This is a genomic window from Streptomyces sp. RLA012 (assembly GCF_056270325.1).
Genome location: NZ_JBWDPA010000002.1, coordinates 8,115,943 through 8,131,594 on the forward strand (window position 1 = coordinate 8,115,943; position 15,652 = coordinate 8,131,594).

Below are 15,652 nucleotides of genomic sequence, written 5' to 3' on the forward strand. Positions count from 1 at the left end.
TCCCGACCCAGGGGGCGAAAGTCGGCTCTTCGTGTGTCAGCTCTTCGTACGGAACTTGTGGATGGCGATCGGTGCCATCACCAGGGTGAGGCCCGCCGTCCAGGCCAGGGTCACCAACAGGTTGTGGGTGACCGGGCCGCCCACCATCAGGCCGCGCGTGGTGTCCGCGAGCGCGGACAGCGGGTTGTAGTCGGTGAAGTTCTGCAGCCAGCCGGGCATGGTCCCGGTCGGCGAGAAGATCGACGAACCGAACTGCAGGGGCATCAGCACCAGGAATCCCATCGCCTGCACGGACTGCGCGTTCTTCATCGTCACCCCGAGGACCAGGAAGATCCACATCAGGGAGGAGCCGAAGAGCACGGAGAGCCCCACGGAGGCGAACAGGCCCGGCCAGTTCGTGATGTCGAAGCCGACCAGCACACCGACGACCAGGAGGATCGTCGTCGCGACGAGCATCCGCAGCAGTTCCACCACGATCTTGGCGAAGAGCACCGAGCCCTGGCCGATCGGCAGGGTGCGGAAGCGGTCCATCACCCCCTTCTGGAAGTCCTCGTTGAATCCGGTGCCGACGGCCGTCGCGATGTTCATGGCCGTCATCGCCATCAGACCGGGCACCACGTACTGCACGTACGCGTCCTGCCCGCCGCCCAGCGACTGTCCGATGGAACCGCCGAAGACGTACACGAACAGCAGGGTGAAGACGACCGGCATCAGGACGGCGTCGAACATCGACTCCGGGTCCTGGCGGATCCACAGCAGATTGCGGCGGACGAGAGCGCCGATGTGGCGTGCGTGCGCACGGGGCGAGATACGGGGATCGCCCTGTGCGGCGAGCGGGGCTTCGGCGACGGCGGTGCTCATACGGAGACCTCCTCGTGGACGCGGGCGGGGGTCTCGTCCTGCGGGGCACTGGCCTTGTGGCCGGTGAGGGACAGGAACACCTCGTCCAGGCTGGGCAGTTCGGTGGTGATGGAGCCGATCGTGATGCCGCGCGCGCTGACCGCGCAGACCACGGCGGTCAGCTGCTCGTCGCTGAGGATCGGGACCAGCACACTGCCGGTCTCGGTGTCCACGCTCGTCATGGCGAGGCCGGTGAGGCCCAGCTCGTCGAACATCGCGGCCAGCGGACGCAGTTCCAGCGGGTCCACCGGGCGGATCCGCAGCGTACGGCCGCCGACCTTCGCCTTCAGCTCGTCGATCCGGCCGTTGGCGATGACCTTGCCGCGGTCGATGACCGTCAGCTCGGAGGCCAGTTGCTCGGCCTCCTCCATGTACTGGGTGGTGAGCAGCACGGTGGCGCCGTCCGCGACCATCCGCTTGACCTCCTTCCACACCTCGTTGCGGGTGCGCGGGTCGAGGCCGGTGGTCGGCTCGTCCAGGTACAGCACGGACGGGCTGCCGATCATGGAGGCGGCGAGGTCGAGGCGGCGGCGCATACCGCCGGAGTACGTGGACGCCGGGCGCTTGGCCGCCTCGGTGAGCGAGAAGCGCTCCAGGAGCTCGTCGGCACGCCGGCGGGCCTCCTTGCGGGGCAGGTCGAGCAGCCGCCCGATCATGTACAGGTTCTCCCAGCCGGGGAGCTTCTCGTCGACCGAGGCGTACTGGCCGGTCAGGCCGATCACGCGGCGGAGCTGGCGGGGCTGCTTGAGCACGTCGTAGCCGGCGACGGTGGCCCGGCCGGCGTCGGGGGTGATGAGGGTGGACAGGATGCGTACGAGGGTGGTCTTGCCTGCGCCGTTGGGACCCAGGACTCCGCGGACGGTGCCTTCGCGGACGTCGAGGTCCACGCCGTCCAGTGCCTTGGTCTCGCCGTAGTGTTTGACCAGCCCCCGCACGGTGACGGCGTTCTTGGCGCCGCTGCCGGGGTTCTTGTCGATGTGCGTCATGCCCACAAGGTGTCAGCGCCCACCGACAAACCACCGACAGGTCGCCTACAGAGCCGTACGATCGCCGATATATCGCCGACTGACGTTCGCGCGTGAGTCGTGAGTGAGTCGTGAGTGAGCCATGAGTGAGCCGCGCGAGAACGGCGACAGCCCGCCGACGGGGGATGTTCGGCGGGCTGTCGTGTTGCCGCAGTGGCTCAGTGGCCGTCAGGCGCCCGGCCGGTTCGGCTCAGTGGACGGAGTGTTCCTCAAGAGGGAACGTTCCGCCGACGACGTCGTCCGCGAACGCCCGCGCCGCGTTGCCCATGACCTCGCGCAGATCGGCGTACTTCTTGACGAACTTCGGCACCTTGCCGCCGGTGAGGCCGAGCATGTCGGTCCACACCAGGACCTGCGCGTCGGTCTCCGGGCCGGCGCCGATGCCGACGGTCGGGATGTGCAGCGTGCGGGTGACCTCGGCGGCCAGCTCCGCCGGGACCAGCTCCAGGACGACCGCGAACGCGCCCGCGTCCTGGACCGCCTTGGCGTCGCGCAGCAGCTGCTGGGCGGCCTCCTCGCCGCGGCCCTGGACGCGGTAGCCCATGGCGTTCACGGACTGCGGGGTCAGGCCGATGTGCGCCATGACGGGGATGCCGGACTCCACGAGCAGCTCGATCTGGCGGTGCGAGCGCTCGCCGCCCTCCAGCTTCACCGCGCCGACCCCGGCCTCCTTGACCAGCCGGGTGGCCGAGCGCAGGGCCTGGACCGGGCCCTCCTGGTACGAACCGAAGGGCAGGTCGCCGACGATCAGGGCGCGGCTGGTGCCCCGTACGACGGCGGCGGACAGCATCGCCATCTCGTCGAGGGTGACGGGGACGGTCGACTCGTACCTCAGGTGGCAGTTGCCCGCCGAGTCGCCGACCAGCATGACCGGGATGCCGGCCTCGTCGAAGACGGACGCGGTCATCGCGTCGTACGCGGTGAGCATCGGCCACTTCTCGCCGCGCTCCTTGGCGGCGGTGATGTCGCGGACCGTGATGCGGCGGGTGCTCTTGCCCCCGTACAGCGCCTTGCTGCTGTCGGTGGTCGCCCGCACGCCCTGTCCGGGCTGCTTCGGGGCAGCCGAAAGCTGCGTCATCGCAACGGCTCCTTCTGTCATCTCGAGGCGCCCTGACGGCGTCCCCGGATCCCCTACATGGTGGCACCTCGTGCCACCGGGGGCCAGAGCGGGGCGGGCGACGTACGTCTCGCGTCCCCACTTCTAGGTTTCGCCCCAGATCTGTTCGCGAGGCGTCCCGGATCTCCGTTTTCCTCGGACCTACGATCTCCTCGGATCTCCGTTCTCCTCGGATCTCCGTTCTCCTCGGATCTCCGATTTCTTCGTAAGGTCTCTGTAAAGGACTTACGATACGAGACGGTTCCGTATCGAATATCGCTAGGGTCTGCTCCATGACAACTCCCGCTGCCCACGCCGAACGGCGCGTCTCCGAAGCGGTGCATCGGCGCCGCTGGGTCATTCTCGGCGTGCTCATGCTCAGCCTGTTGATCGTGGTGCTGGACAACTCGATCCTCAACGTCGCCATCAAGACGATCTCGACCCCGGCGCCCACCGGACTCGGCGCCACCCAGAGCGAGTTGGAGTGGGCCATCAACGCCTACACGCTCGTCTTCGCCGGGCTGCTCTTCACCGCGGGCCTTCTCGGCGACCGGCTCGGGCGCAAAAAAGTCCTGCTCGCCGGTCTCGCCGTGTTCGGCACGGGTTCGGCGCTGGCCGCGGAGGCGGGTTCGCCGGTCCAGCTCATCGTCTTCCGCGCGGTGATGGGCTTCGGCGCCGCCTTCGTGATGCCCGCCACCCTCGCCGTCCTGATGAACGTCTTCGAGCGTGACGAGCAGCCCAGGGCCATCGGCATCTGGGCCGGCGGCGTCGGCATCGCCATCGCCATCGGCCCGATCACCGGCGGTGTGCTGCTCGACCACTTCTGGTGGGGCTCGGTCTTCCTCATCAACGTGCCGATCGTGCTGCTCGCCCTCGTCCTGATGTTCTGGCTGGTCCCGGACTCCCGCGACCCGAACCCCGGCCGCGCGGACCTGGTCGGTGTCGTCCTCTCCGTCATCGGACTCGTCCTGCTCGTCTACGGCATCATCAAGGGCGGCCAGCTGGCCTCCTTCACCGACGCCAAGGTCCTCGCCACCGTCGGAGCCGGCCTCGCCGTCCTCGTCGGCTTCGTCGTCTACGAGAAGCGCAGCGACCACCCGTCCATCGACGTCACCTACTTCAAGAACAAGGTCTTCTCGGCCGCCATCGTCGCCATCGCGCTCGTCTTCTTCGCGCTGATGGGCGTGACCTTCTTCTCCGTCTTCTACACCCAGAGCGTGCGCGGCTACTCGCCGCTGAAGACCGGTCTGTTGATGCTGCCGCTCGCCGCGGCCCAGCTCTTCTTCGCACCGCGTGCCCGCTTCGCCGTCGACCGCTTCGGCAACAGGGCCACCTGCACCGGGGGCCTGCTGCTGCTCGCCGCGATGCTGGGCGCCTTCGCGACCCTGGACGCGGACACGCCGATCTGGCTCCTCGAAGTCATCTTCCTGCTCATGGGCACCGGCATGGCACACGTCATGACCCCGACGAGCGTCGTCATAATGCAAGCCCTGCCGCGCGAGAAGGCGGGCTCCGCCTCCGCCCTCAGCAATGTCTTCCGCCAGGTCGGCGGAGCCCTCGGCATCGCGGTCCTCGGCTCGGTCCTCTCCTCGGCCTACCGCAGCGGCATCGAGGACAAGCTCACCGTCCTCCCGGCCGGCCTGCGCCACACCGCGGGCGAGTCCCTCGAAGCCACCCTCGGCGTCGCCGCCGAGCTGGGCCCCCGGGGCGAGGCCCTCGTCGGACCGGCCAACGACGCCTTCCTGCACGCCATGCACGTCACCGCCCTGTGCGGCACGGTCGTCGCGCTCGTCGGCGCCGTGATCGTGGCCGTCTTCGTGCCGGGCCGCCCACCCGCCCCGGGACCGGACAAGGAACAGCCGGAGTTGGTGACCACGGTGGAGCACTGACCGGGCGTACGCGGCGGTGGGCACCCACGGCACCGGGTGCCCCGCAGGCCGCGCACGGCCGTGGAGCAGAAGGAACCCACCCGGCAGGACAAGGAACGGAGCGACACGTGAGCCTCGCGGACAGCCGAGACAGGCAAGAGGGTTCCCCCCGGGGCCGCCCCCGCAGCGAGGCCGTGGAACGCTCCATCATCGAGGGCGCGATGAAGCTCCTGGAGGACGGCGTCCCGCTCGCAGAGATCTCCATCGAACGACTGGCCCGCACCGCCGGTGTCGGCAAGGCGACCATCTACCGCCGCTGGAGCGGCAAGGAGGAACTCTTCGTCGACGTGCTTCGCGCCGCCGAGCCCCCGGACCCGGAACTCCCCGGCACCTCCCTGCGCGCCGACCTGATCGCCCTTCTGGAGCCGCTGCGCCAACGGGGTCTGGCCAGCCGTTCGTCGGCGATCCTGCACAACGTCTACGCCCAGATGAAGAGCAGCCCCAAGGTCTGGGCCGCGTACCACGCGAACGTCATCGAACCGCGGCGCCTGACCACCTGCGAAGTGCTGCGCCGCGGACAGCGCGACGGCGAGATCCGCGACGACGTCGACATCGAACTCCTCAACGACCTGTTCGTCGGCCCCATGCTCGTACGTGCCGTCCTGCGGCCGGAGGCCGAACTCCCCGAGGATCTCGCGGAGCAGATAGTCGACGCGGTGCTCGCGGGACTGCGCCCCGCCAGGACGTAGTTCACCTGGTCGGCGGGTGGGTCGAATGTGCGCGTTTCGTCACAGAGGGCGCGTTCCGTCCCTGTAATCGGAACTCCGAACGCCGAGTTGTTCGTCCTCGTGCCCGTACGGCCGTCATGGGACGGCAGGAATGGTGCCGATCATCCCCTAGGGTCGTAACCGCGGGGCTGACGGTGTGCACGGCAAGTTGTGAGGCGACGGTATGGCGCAGGCGTATGTGACGGAGACGGGCAGCGGCGGCTCGGGGCCCGAGCGCCGAGGTCCCCGGCTTCGGCGCCTGCTGGACAGACTGCGGCGTCTGCCGGGCGAGTGGCGCGCCGACCGCGGCATCTGGCGCCGTGGCCTGATCCTCGCCGCGCTGGCGCTGCTCCTCGCCCTGGTGATGCTGCTGCACGCGCAGATCCCCAACAAGATCGGCAACCTCGGCAGTCTCACGGAGACGTTCCTGCCGTGGATCGGCCTGCTCGTCCCGGTCCTGCTGGTCCTCGCCTTCGTACGGAAGTCCGCGAGCGCCCTGATCGCCGTGCTGCTGCCCGCGATCGTCTGGCTCAACCTCTTCGGCGGACTGCTCACCGACAAGACCGGCGGCGGCGGCGACCTGACCGTCGCCACGCACAACGTCAACGCGGAGAACCCGGACCCGTCCGGCACCGCCCGTGAGGTGGCCGCGTCCGGCGCGGACGTGCTGGCCCTGGAGGAGCTGACGGCCACCGCCGTCCCGACCTACGAGAAGGCGCTCGCCCCGACGTATCCGTACCACTCCGTGCAGGGCACCGTCGGGCTGTGGAGCAAGTACCCGCTGAGCGGCACGAAGCCGGTGGACATCAAGCTGGGCTGGACGCGCGCCATGCGGTCGACGGTGACGACCTCGGACGGCCAGGTCGCGGTGTACGTCGCCCACATGCCCTCGGTGCGGGTGAAGGTGAAGGCCGGGTTCACCGCCCGCCAGCGCGACCGGAGCGCCGACGCGCTGGGCGAGGCCATCGCCGACGAGTCGCTGACGAAGGTCGTCCTGCTCGGTGACCTCAACGGCACCATGAACGACCGCGCGCTCAACGCCGTCACCTCGCAGATGCGCTCCACGCAGGGCGCGGCGGGCAGCGGCTTCGGGTTCAGCTGGCCGGCCTCGTTCCCGATGGCCCGCATCGACCAGATCATGGTCAAGGGCATCGAGCCGGTGACTTCGTGGACCCTGCCCAGGACCGGCAGCGACCATCTCCCGATCGCGGCGCGTGTCAAGGTCGCGGCAACCGGATCTTAACCTCCTGGAATACTGGGCCCGCAAGACTTTGTTCATGGCTGAACTTACAGCTACGTCAAGCAGATAAGGGCGGATGAGGTCGACCGCATCGCCCGACAGATGGTCGAGTCGGTGGAGGGCGAGAAGGCCGGGGGCATCCCGGCCCGCATCGCCGACAGGATCGACGACACGAGATCCGCAACCCACCGCATCGCGGTGGTCGGACAGATCCGGTACAGGCCCCGGGAACCCGTTCACGCGGTGGTCCTGGGGCCTTTCCGTGCCCGGGGCTCGGACACCGAGGTGAAGTTCCTGACCGCCATACAGGGCGGTACCGCCGCCCGCGAGGCCGGCCGGCACCTGGCCTGGGACACCAAGACGGGCACCAGCAAGGGCCGCTTCATGCCGGCCCCGGCGTTCCGGACCGGCCGGGACGCCGGGGACTTCCTCCGGGGCCAGGCTCCCGCCGAGGGCATCGCCCAGGCCGTCGCCGAGAGCCGCTCCCCGCACTTCGGGCCGGTCTGCGCCTGCGGTCTCCAGGATGCTGGCACGTGCCGCTGGTGCGGACTCGCCTGCCAGCGGCATTGCCCTCTGCATGATCCAGAGGCAGAGGTACACCAGTGCCGCCCCGTGGCAGGACACCAGGAGCACCATGCAGGACGGCAGCGCCGTGCCGGCCGACAAGGCCGGTGAATGGCTACGAAAGCGCTTCGAGGACGACCCAGCGCCGCGGGTCGAATCACCTGGCCCGTGCGTGAAACGCCCAATCCGGCAGCACTCGCATGGGTGTTGGACACCCTCTTCGCCCCATGGGCGGACGATCAGGCGGCCATAATGCGCCGGACGAACGACCCCGGCGACACTCCGAATGCCCCGGGGTTCGGCCAGTCGCGAAGGGACTGACATGGACCAGGTTCTCACGGACGAGAAGACCAAGCTCTTACTGGCCATCGAGGCCGTACTGAAGACGGCCGACCCCGGCCGACTGCGCGCCGTCGCCTATCTCCGGGTTTCCACCGAGGACCAGAAGAAGGGCTACGGCATTACCTACACCGGCAAGCGCGTGGTGAAGCACATCGCCAAGAAGGCCTGGGCCCTGGTCGACGTCTTCGCGGACGGGGGATTCAGCGGAAGCCTGGAAGCCGACCGTCGGCCCGGCCTGCGGCAGCTGATGGCGCTGGCGCGCCAGACCCCCCGCCCCTTCGATGTGGTAGTCGTTCAGGAAGACCGCGCCATCGGACGCAAGGGCAGGGCCTTTTGGCCCTGGGTGTGGGAGCTGGAAGACCTGGGCGTCTTCACGGCCGTTGTCAAGGGCGACTATGACAACACCACTGACGAAGGCCGGTCTCGCATGCGCAAGGCGGCCGACCGCGCAGAGGACGAGCTGATCAATATCCGCGACCGCACGCAGGGCGGTATCCAGGAGAAGGCCGAGGAAGGCGGATATACCGGCGGGAAGGTCCGCTACGGCTACCGCATCGAAAACCAGGGCAAGAAGGGTGATTCCCGCCTCGTTGTCGACGAGGGCGAAGGCGGCGAAGCAGCCGTGCTTCGCCGGATCAGAAGGCGGCCGGGAAGGCCGTAGCCCCGCTGGAAGAGAAGCTGACCGACCTGGAGAGGATGCGGGCGGAGGCCGAAGCCTGGCAGAGAGAGGCTCAGGTGATCGACCAGCGAGTACAGAGCCTGCGAGCCCTGGCAGAGACCGCCCAGGACCGCCTGGGCGGTCTGGACGCAGCCCAGCAGGCCACCTTTCTCGCCGTACTGGACATCAAGGTCACGGTGAAGGCCAACCCGGCAGCCGGCCGGGCCGGGTCTCCCTGCTCCCTGACGAAGTGGTTCGTCGATACGGGGCGCACCGTGCCCCATCTGACCGACGAGGCGTGGGCGAAGGCCAAGGACATCGCCGAGGACCGCGCCTATCGCAAGCTCACGGCCCGACAGATCCTGTCGGGGCTGCTGCACAAGGCCCGTACGGGGTGTCGCTGGCCCGAACTCCCCGAGGAGTACGGCGCTCACGAGTCGGTCAAGACCTACTGGAAGCGGTGGGAGAAGAACGGGACCTGGGAGCGGATCATGGAGCGACTCGCCGACGAAGACGGCGTACCTGTCTTCCGGGACGCGAGCAAGGTCCCGCCCCTGAAGATCAGGGGCGGGCTGATCTCGGAACTGGCCCTGGACCCCGAACGTCACTCGGAGCTTGCATAAACTGGCCGAGGATTGTCAGATGTGCCTGCCACGATGCCTGGCATGAGCCCGACACCAGAGCTGACGCAGAAGACCCTGACGGAACGCGGCTTCTGCGGCTTCGTGCCGTTCCGTGAACTGCCTGACAGCAACGTCCCCAGCGGGCACGGAATCTACGTGGTGATCCGCCCGGACGCCTCGCCCCCGTCGTTTCTCCCCGCCAGCCCTGCCGGACACCTCAAAGGCCGCGACCCGTCCGTGACGGCCGACAAGCTCGGCGATGCCTGGGTGGACGGGTCGACGGTCGTGTACATCGGCAAGGCCGCGGGCCAGGACGGACTGAATCAGCGGCTTGCCGACTACCGCCGCCACGGCACCGGTCTGCTGGCCGGCCACTGGGGCGGTCGCTACATCTGGCAGCTGGTCGACTCGGACGCACTGCTCGTCGCCTGGCGGCCGTTGCCCGAGGGCGACGCGGGTGAGGCTGAGCAGGACCTGATCGACGAGTTCAAAGAACTCCACGGCGGAGCTCTGCCTTTCGCTAACCTCAGGAACAACGCCCGAAAGGCTCCGGAGACGGGCACCGACATCGACTGACCCCGGTCACCCTGCACCGCCCAGAGGCCGTGCGCCGGACACCGGCCGCGGCCCCTGGCCATTCAGGAAGACGAGCACGACTCCGCCGAGCTGCACTGCTGATTCATCGAGATCACCCCGTGGCGGCTTTTGGGCTCACCTTGGCTGGACCCCCAACAGGAAGCCGCGCCCAAGGGGCGCAGGGACCTGAGCGACCGGCCCCCACGGCCCGCAGGCGGGGGCGAAAACCTCACCCCGCCCCCACGGCGTCACGCGTGCTCGCGCCACCGATTGGTGATCGGAAGCCGCCGGTCCTTGCCGAACCCCTTGGCGGAGATCTTGGTGCCCGGCGGGTACTGCCGCCGCTTGTACTCCGCGGTGTCCACCATCCGCAGGGTCTTTACGACCAGCTCCCGGTCGAAGCCCGCCGCGACGATCCCGTCCGCCCCCTCGTCCCGGTCCACATACCGCTCAAGGATCGCGTCCAGCACGGGGTAGTCGGGGAGGGAGTCCGTGTCGACCTGGTCGGGACGGAGCTCCGCGCTCGGCGGCTTGGTGATCGAACTCTCGGGGATCGGCGGGGTCTGCCCCCGCTCGGCCGCCGCCCGGTTGCGCCACTCCGCCAGCCGGAAGATCGACGTCTTGTACACGTCCTTGATGGGCCCGTACGCGCCCACCGAGTCCCCGTACAGCGTCGAGTACCCCACCGCCAGCTCGGACTTGTTCCCGGGCGCCAGCACGATGTGCCCCTCCTGGTTGGAGACGGCCATCAGCATCGTGCCCCGCAGGCGCGACTGGAGGTTCTCCTCGGCCAGTCCCGTCAGCCCCAGCGAGGACATGTACGCGTCGAACATCGGCTCGATCGACACGGTCCGGAAGTTCAGCCCCGTACGCCGCGCCAGCTCCGCCGCGTCCCCCTTGGAGTGGTCGGAGGAGTACTTCGACGGCATCGAGACGCCGTACACGTTCTGCGCGCCCAGCGCGTCGCACGCGATCGCGGCGACCAGCGCCGAGTCGATCCCGCCGGACAGTCCGATCAGCACGGACCGGAAGCCGTTCTTCGCGACATACGCCCGCAGGCCGACGACCAGCGCCGAGTAGACCTCCTCGTCGGCGTCGAGCCGCTCCGCGTACCCTCCGGCGAGCTCCGCCTCGTACGTGGGCAGCGGTTCCTCCGACAGCACCAGCCGCTCGATCCGCAGCCCGTCGTCGACGACACCCGTCACCGGCTCGGCGGCGCCCGCCGGCAGCTCCAGGTCCAGTACGACGCACCCCTCCGCGAACTGCGGCGCCCGCGCGACGACCTCGCCGTCCCGGTCGACCACGATGGAGTCCCCGTCGAAGACCAGCTCGTCCTGCCCGCCGATCATGGCGAGGTAGGCGGTGGTGCAGCCGGCCTCCTGGGCCCGCTTGCGCACCAGTTCGAGGCGGGTGTCGTCCTTGTCGCGCTCATAGGGGGAGGCGTTGATGGACAGCAGCAGCCCGGCCCCGGCGGACCGGGCCGCCGGTACGCGCCCGCCGTCCTGCCAGAGGTCCTCGCAGATGGCGAGGGCCACGTCGACCCCGTGCACCCGCACGACCGGCATGGTGTCGCCGGGCACGAAGTAGCGGAACTCGTCGAACACGCCGTAGTTCGGGAGGTGGTGCTTGGCGAAGGTCAGCGCCACCCGGCCCCCGTGCAGCACGGCGGCGGCGTTCTGCGGGGCGCCGGCCGGCTGGCCGTACTTCGGCTGGGCGGTCTCGGACCGGTCGAGGTAGCCGACGACCACCGGCAGCTCTCCGAAGCCCTCCTCGGCCAGCCGTGCGGCCAGCCCGCGCAGCGCCGCGCGGGAGGCCTCCACGAAGGACGACCGCAGGGCCAGGTCCTCGACGGGATACCCGGTCAGCACCATCTCGGGGAACGCCACCAGATGGGCTCCCTGCTCGGCGGAGTGCCGGGTCCAACGGACGATCGCCTCGGCGTTGGCGGCGAGATCGCCGACGGTCGAGTCGATCTGATTCAGGGCGAGGCGTAGTTGAGGCACGGGAGCCAGTGTAATCGTCAGAGCGACACAATGGGGTGTGGGGCGCCCCACGTGCGGACACCCCGTACCGGGCGCCGGCCACAGTCGTACGGCGTACCGGGCGTCGGCCACAGTCGTACGGCACCCGCCCGGAAACACCGACGCCCGCCCCTCGACGAGGGGCGGGCGCGGCGGCGATGCGGACGGGGACCGTCAGTGACCGCGGTGTGTGCGGTACGACTCGACATAGCCGGCGGCGGGCGTACCCACTCCGGTGACGTCGTCGTAGCCGCGTACGGCCGACAGCGAGCTGTCCTTGCCGAGGCTGCGCACGGAGGTCAGCAGACCGTCCGACGCGTCGAAGGAGTTGGCGAAGTCCACGCGTGCCACGGCGAGCCCGGAGCCCGTGGGGTTGTCCGTCACGTCGTGGTAGGCCTTCGAACCGTACTTCGCGTAGATCGACGGGTTGGCGAAACCGATCGCCTTGCCGCCGCGCGCCTCCTGGGCCAGGGCCTGGACGGCCGCGATCACCGGCGCGGCGAGCGAGGTGCCGCCGATCCGGTACTCGCTGTACTGCTGGGACCCGTCCGGGAAGGTCTGCGTCTGGCCGACCTTGAAACCGGTGTTGGGGTCGGCGACCGCCGCGATGTCCGGCACGGTGCGCATGGCCGTCGTGCCGTTGGCCTTGGCGAGCGCGCCGGGCACGACACCCTTCTGGTAGAAGGGCTGCGCCACGGTCTTGCTGGTGCCGCCGCCTGCGCCCGAGGTGAACGCGCCCGGGAAGCCGGTCCAGCTCTTGCCGTCGGCCGCGAGCGAGGCCTTCTCGGTGCCCCAGCCGGTCTCGAACTGGTACTTGTCACCCTTGCCGACCGCCAGCGAGGTACCGCCGACCGCCGTCACCCACGCCGAGTTGGCCGGGGTGTCGACCTGCTTCGTACCGGTGTTGGCGACCTCGTCGCCGTTGTCGCCGGAGGAGAAGTAGAAGCCGATGCCCTCGACCGCGCCGAACTGGAAGACCTGGTCGTAGGCGGCCGCGACGTCGGGCGTCTCGTTGGCCTCGATGTCGCCCCACGAGTTGGAGACGATGTCGGCCAGGTGCCCGTCGACGATCTTGTTGAGCGAGTCGAGCAGATCGTCGTCGTAGCAGGAGGCGGCACCCACGTAGGTGATGCTCGCACCCGGCGCGACGGCGTGCACGGCCTCGACGTCGAGGGTCTCCTCGCCGTACCAGCCGGCCGCGCCGCACTCCTCGGTCTTCGTGTAGGTGCCGGGCAGCACCTGACGCAGCTGGCTGCTGTTGTACGCCGCGTCACCGTGCTTCTTGGCGTACGTGCCCGCGTCGAACGCGATGGTCGGCGAGGCGTACGCGTCGGTGATGGCGACCCGCACCCCCTTGCCGGTGCGCTTGCCCGCGCTGTAGGCGGCGCGCAGCTGCTTGCCCGTGTACCCCTGGACCGCGTACGGGATCTTCTTGCCGTACGCGCTCGGCAGTGTGCTCGCGGTGTTGGAGCCGTAGTACGAGGAGAACGGTCCGGCGTTCTTGAACACCGCGTCCGGGGGCGGCAGGGTGTCGTCGTGCGTCGCCTTGTGCGGGGCGTTGTCCAGGCCGGTGACGGTCAGGACGGCGCCGTTCAGGGCGGCCGGCGCGGAGGCCGTCTTCGACGCCGCCCGGTAGGTCTTCTTACCCTTGGCGTAGTTGTGCAGCTGGGTGCCGAACGCCTTCTCGGCGGCGGCCACGTCACCGGTGACGGAGACGTAGTGCTGCGTGGTGCCGGTGACCTTCAGGCCCGCCGACTTCAGCCACGAGGTCACCGCGGCGACCTGCGCCTTGGTGGCGCCGAACCGGGCCTGCGTCTGCTGGGCGCTGAGGTACTTGCCGTACGAGGCCGAGTTCGGGTCGGACACGGCCTTGGCGTAGGCGGCCAGACCGGCGGCGTCCCGGCCGGCCAGGTAGACCCGGGCGGAGACCTGGGAGCTGTCGGACGCGGCCCCCTTGTCCGCGGTCGCCGTGGCCCACGTGGGCTTGGTGCCCGCGAGGGTGTCCCGGCTCGGGCCGTCCGCGGCGTTGGCCGTGGGTATACCGAGCGCCAGCGCGCCGGCGAGCAGCGGCAGTGTCGCTGCCATGCTTATTCCGGCGCGCACCGTGGCGCGATTGGATCTCATAAAACCCCCTGCGATGTGGTTCGTCGCATGTGTGGTCGTCCGTGATGTGCGAGACCGTGTGCCGGAATTGAGGACACAGGGAATGGATCACGCTGGGGTCACTCTTGCGATGAACCGTTCATGCGAGGGGAATGAGAAGGCCAAGGAAACCCCAAGTGGCCGTGAATAGAAGGCATTTGGGGTGGTTTGGCGGCACCCTCGAACCGGACCATAGGGATAACCCTCACCGGCTTGTGAAGGGCTTTCCGTCTTCCGTGAGCGCATCGCGACATCCGGCCGCAGGCCGGTACCGAGGGCGGGAAGCGACCGATACCGAGGGCGGGAAGCGACCGATACCGAGGGCGGGAAGCGGAAGTGCGGCTCGGAACGGCGTAGTTGACCGTCCGGCGGAGGGGGCGGAGGGGGCGGCGACTCCGCCCCCTGTCTCCCTGTCCTACTGCCCTGCTGACCTACTGCTCGCGGGCCTTCGCGCCCCGCTCCTTGAGCATGTCCGCCATCAGCTTGATCTCCGACTGCTGCGCGTCGACCATGCCCTGGGCGAGGTTCTTCTCCACGCCGACCGTGCACTTGGCGACACAGCCCTCGGCCATGTGGATGCCGCCCTTGTGGTGGTCGGTCATCAACTGCAGGTAGAAGATCTCCGCCTGCTTGCCGCTCAGCGTGTTCAGCTTCTTCAGCTCGGTGTTGGTCGCCATGCCGGGCATCAGCGCGCCGTCCTTGCCGGAGGCCATGTCCCCCATGCCCATCCACGTCATGGGCGCGTCCGCGGACACCTTGGGCAGCTCCCACAGATCGAGCCAGCCCAGCAGCATGCCGCGCTGATTGGCCTGCGTCTGCGCGATGTCGTACGCGAGCCGCCGTACCTGCTCGTTGTCCGTGCGGTCGCGCACGATGTACGACATCTCGACGGCCTGCTGGTGATGGACGGCCATGTCGCGCGCGAAGCCCGCGTCCGCGGAGGCGACGGGCGGCGGCTTCGTCCCCGAGGCCCCCGAGTCGTCGCTCTCGGCCACCGCGTAGGTGATCGCCCCGGCCGCCACGAGCACCGCCGCCGTGGTCCCCGCGATCCAGCCCATCTGTCGCATCTGCCGCGTCCGGCTCACTGTGACAGGCCGTTGGTGCAGGCGGCACCCGGCTCGGGCGTCTGCTTGCCCTGCACGAACTCCGAGAAGAACTTGTCGACGTTCGGGTCGCTCGCGCTCGTCACCGTGCGCTGCTTGCCCCACGCGCTGAGCATGATCGGGCCCTTCTGGTCCGCGACGGGGCTCATCAGGGTGTACGGGGTCTTCTTGACCTTCGCCTCCAGCGCCTTCACATCGGCGTCCGAGGCCTTGCTGTTGTACGTCACCCACACCGCGCCGTGCTCCAGCGAGTGCACGGCGTTCATGTTGTTGATCGCCTTGCCGTAGACGTCGCCGTTGCAGTTCATCCACACCTGGTTGTGGTCACCGCCGACCGGGGGCTCCATCGGGTACTTCACGGTCTTGCTGACGTGGTTGCGGGACAGGGTCCCCGACCACGTCTGCACACCGTCCGTGCCCGCGACGAAGTGCCCCGAGCCGCCCTTCGAGTCGCTCGCGGTGGTGCTCTTGTCGTCCGACTGCGACTTGACCAGGACCACGCCGCCGACCACCAGACCGGCGACGACGACCGTACTGGCCGCGATCGTGAGGATCCGGGTACGGCGTTCACGGGCGCGCTCGGCCTTGCGCATCTCTTCTATGCGCGCCTTGCGCTGCGCGGAGGTGGCGTTCTTGGCGGAACCCATGGCGAGTCCTTATGGGGGATGGGACGGTCGGGTCTCCTGATCGTAATGCGGCGGGGGTGGTCAGTACGCAGGGAGGTCAC

Annotated in this window: 14 protein-coding genes; 7 read left to right on the forward strand and 7 right to left on the reverse strand. The window is 69.1% G+C overall.

Annotated elements, in window-relative coordinates; genetic code table 11:
• Nucleotides 1-36 precede the first annotated feature (36 nt).
• The 3 genes from RV986_RS37235 to panB form a co-directional block, all read right to left on the reverse strand.
• Complete coding sequence (locus RV986_RS37235) at nt 37-861, reverse strand: ABC transporter permease (protein WP_475921576.1); 825 nt, start codon at nt 859-861, stop codon at nt 37-39.
• Nucleotides 858-1,886 carry an ATP-binding cassette domain-containing protein gene (locus RV986_RS37240; RefSeq protein WP_475921577.1) on the reverse strand — a complete coding sequence of 343 codons (1,029 nt, stop codon included), beginning with the start codon at nt 1,884-1,886 and terminating at the stop codon, nt 858-860. The genes RV986_RS37235 and RV986_RS37240 overlap by 4 nt, the downstream gene beginning before the upstream one ends.
• 229 nt (nt 1,887-2,115) lie before the next feature.
• On the reverse strand, nt 2,116-3,003 hold the full coding sequence (gene panB / locus RV986_RS37245; protein WP_475921578.1) for a 3-methyl-2-oxobutanoate hydroxymethyltransferase: 888 nt from the start codon (nt 3,001-3,003) through the stop codon (nt 2,116-2,118).
• A gap of 311 nt (nt 3,004-3,314) precedes the next feature.
• On the opposite strand from panB, the gene RV986_RS37250 reads away from it, so the two are divergent.
• The 7 genes from RV986_RS37250 to RV986_RS37280 all read left to right on the forward strand — a co-directional run bounded on the left by RV986_RS37250 (nt 3,315) and on the right by RV986_RS37280 (nt 9,659).
• Nucleotides 3,315-4,910 carry an MFS transporter gene (locus RV986_RS37250; RefSeq protein WP_475921579.1) on the forward strand — a complete coding sequence of 532 codons (1,596 nt, stop codon included), beginning with the start codon at nt 3,315-3,317 and terminating at the stop codon, nt 4,908-4,910.
• A 107-nt stretch (nt 4,911-5,017) separates the two neighbouring features.
• Nucleotides 5,018-5,638 (forward strand): TetR/AcrR family transcriptional regulator, encoded by a 621-nt coding sequence (locus RV986_RS37255; RefSeq protein ID WP_475921580.1) that lies wholly within the window; start codon nt 5,018-5,020, stop codon nt 5,636-5,638.
• Nucleotides 5,639-5,840: 202 nt separating this feature from the next.
• The gene (locus RV986_RS37260; protein ID WP_475921581.1) at nt 5,841-6,899 is read left to right on the forward strand and encodes an endonuclease/exonuclease/phosphatase family protein; all 1,059 of its coding nucleotides are present in this window, start codon (nt 5,841-5,843) and stop codon (nt 6,897-6,899) included.
• Nucleotides 6,900-6,998: 99 nt separating this feature from the next.
• Entirely contained in the window at nt 6,999-7,571 is a 573-nt protein-coding gene (locus RV986_RS37265; RefSeq protein WP_475921582.1) for a hypothetical protein, read from the forward strand.
• Nucleotides 7,572-7,782: 211 nt separating this feature from the next.
• Entirely contained in the window at nt 7,783-8,463 is a 681-nt protein-coding gene (locus RV986_RS37270) for a recombinase family protein (protein WP_475921583.1), read from the forward strand.
• 74 nt (nt 8,464-8,537) lie between these two features.
• Nucleotides 8,538-9,083, forward strand: coding sequence for a transposase (locus RV986_RS37275; protein ID WP_475921584.1), 546 nt, complete (start codon nt 8,538-8,540; stop codon nt 9,081-9,083).
• 42 nt (nt 9,084-9,125) lie between these two features.
• A complete protein-coding gene (locus tag RV986_RS37280; RefSeq protein ID WP_475921585.1) occupies nt 9,126-9,659 on the forward strand; it encodes a hypothetical protein in 534 nt (177 codons plus the stop codon).
• A 248-nt stretch (nt 9,660-9,907) separates the two neighbouring features.
• Here the strand turns inward: RV986_RS37280 and RV986_RS37285 are convergent, their stop codons facing one another.
• The 4 genes from RV986_RS37285 to RV986_RS37300 all read right to left on the reverse strand — a co-directional run bounded on the left by RV986_RS37285 (nt 9,908) and on the right by RV986_RS37300 (nt 15,572).
• Entirely contained in the window at nt 9,908-11,662 is a 1,755-nt protein-coding gene (locus RV986_RS37285; protein ID WP_475921586.1) for an NAD+ synthase, read from the reverse strand.
• A gap of 192 nt (nt 11,663-11,854) precedes the next feature.
• The gene (locus RV986_RS37290; protein ID WP_475921587.1) at nt 11,855-13,765 is read right to left on the reverse strand and encodes a S53 family peptidase; all 1,911 of its coding nucleotides are present in this window, start codon (nt 13,763-13,765) and stop codon (nt 11,855-11,857) included.
• Between the two features lie 488 nt (nt 13,766-14,253).
• Nucleotides 14,254-14,889: a DUF305 domain-containing protein gene (locus tag RV986_RS37295; protein WP_475921588.1), complete on the reverse strand. Its 636-nt coding sequence runs from the start codon at nt 14,887-14,889 to the stop codon at nt 14,254-14,256.
• A gap of 14 nt (nt 14,890-14,903) precedes the next feature.
• Nucleotides 14,904-15,572: a DUF3105 domain-containing protein gene (locus RV986_RS37300; RefSeq protein ID WP_475921589.1), complete on the reverse strand. Its 669-nt coding sequence runs from the start codon at nt 15,570-15,572 to the stop codon at nt 14,904-14,906.
• Nucleotides 15,573-15,652: the final 80 nt, after the last annotated feature.

Bases quoted from the DNA above. Each gene is read 5' to 3' on its own strand.
- RV986_RS37265 (WP_475921582.1), top strand. From the start codon at position 6,999: ATGGTCGAGTCGGTGGAGGGCGAGAAGGCCGGGGGCATCCCGGCCCGC.
- RV986_RS37290 (WP_475921587.1), bottom strand. From the start codon at position 13,765: ATGGCAGCGACACTGCCGCTGCTCGCCGGCGCGCTGGCGCTCGGTATA.
- RV986_RS37280 (WP_475921585.1), top strand. From the start codon at position 9,126: ATGAGCCCGACACCAGAGCTGACGCAGAAGACCCTGACGGAACGCGGC.
- RV986_RS37235 (WP_475921576.1), bottom strand. From the start codon at position 861: ATGAGCACCGCCGTCGCCGAAGCCCCGCTCGCCGCACAGGGCGATCCC.
- RV986_RS37300 (WP_475921589.1), bottom strand. From the start codon at position 15,572: ATGGGTTCCGCCAAGAACGCCACCTCCGCGCAGCGCAAGGCGCGCATA.
- RV986_RS37260 (WP_475921581.1), top strand. From the start codon at position 5,841: ATGGCGCAGGCGTATGTGACGGAGACGGGCAGCGGCGGCTCGGGGCCC.
- RV986_RS37250 (WP_475921579.1), top strand. From the start codon at position 3,315: ATGACAACTCCCGCTGCCCACGCCGAACGGCGCGTCTCCGAAGCGGTG.
- panB (WP_475921578.1), bottom strand. From the start codon at position 3,003: ATGACGCAGCTTTCGGCTGCCCCGAAGCAGCCCGGACAGGGCGTGCGG.
- RV986_RS37295 (WP_475921588.1), bottom strand. From the start codon at position 14,889: ATGCGACAGATGGGCTGGATCGCGGGGACCACGGCGGCGGTGCTCGTG.
- RV986_RS37240 (WP_475921577.1), bottom strand. From the start codon at position 1,886: ATGACGCACATCGACAAGAACCCCGGCAGCGGCGCCAAGAACGCCGTC.
- RV986_RS37270 (WP_475921583.1), top strand. From the start codon at position 7,783: ATGGACCAGGTTCTCACGGACGAGAAGACCAAGCTCTTACTGGCCATC.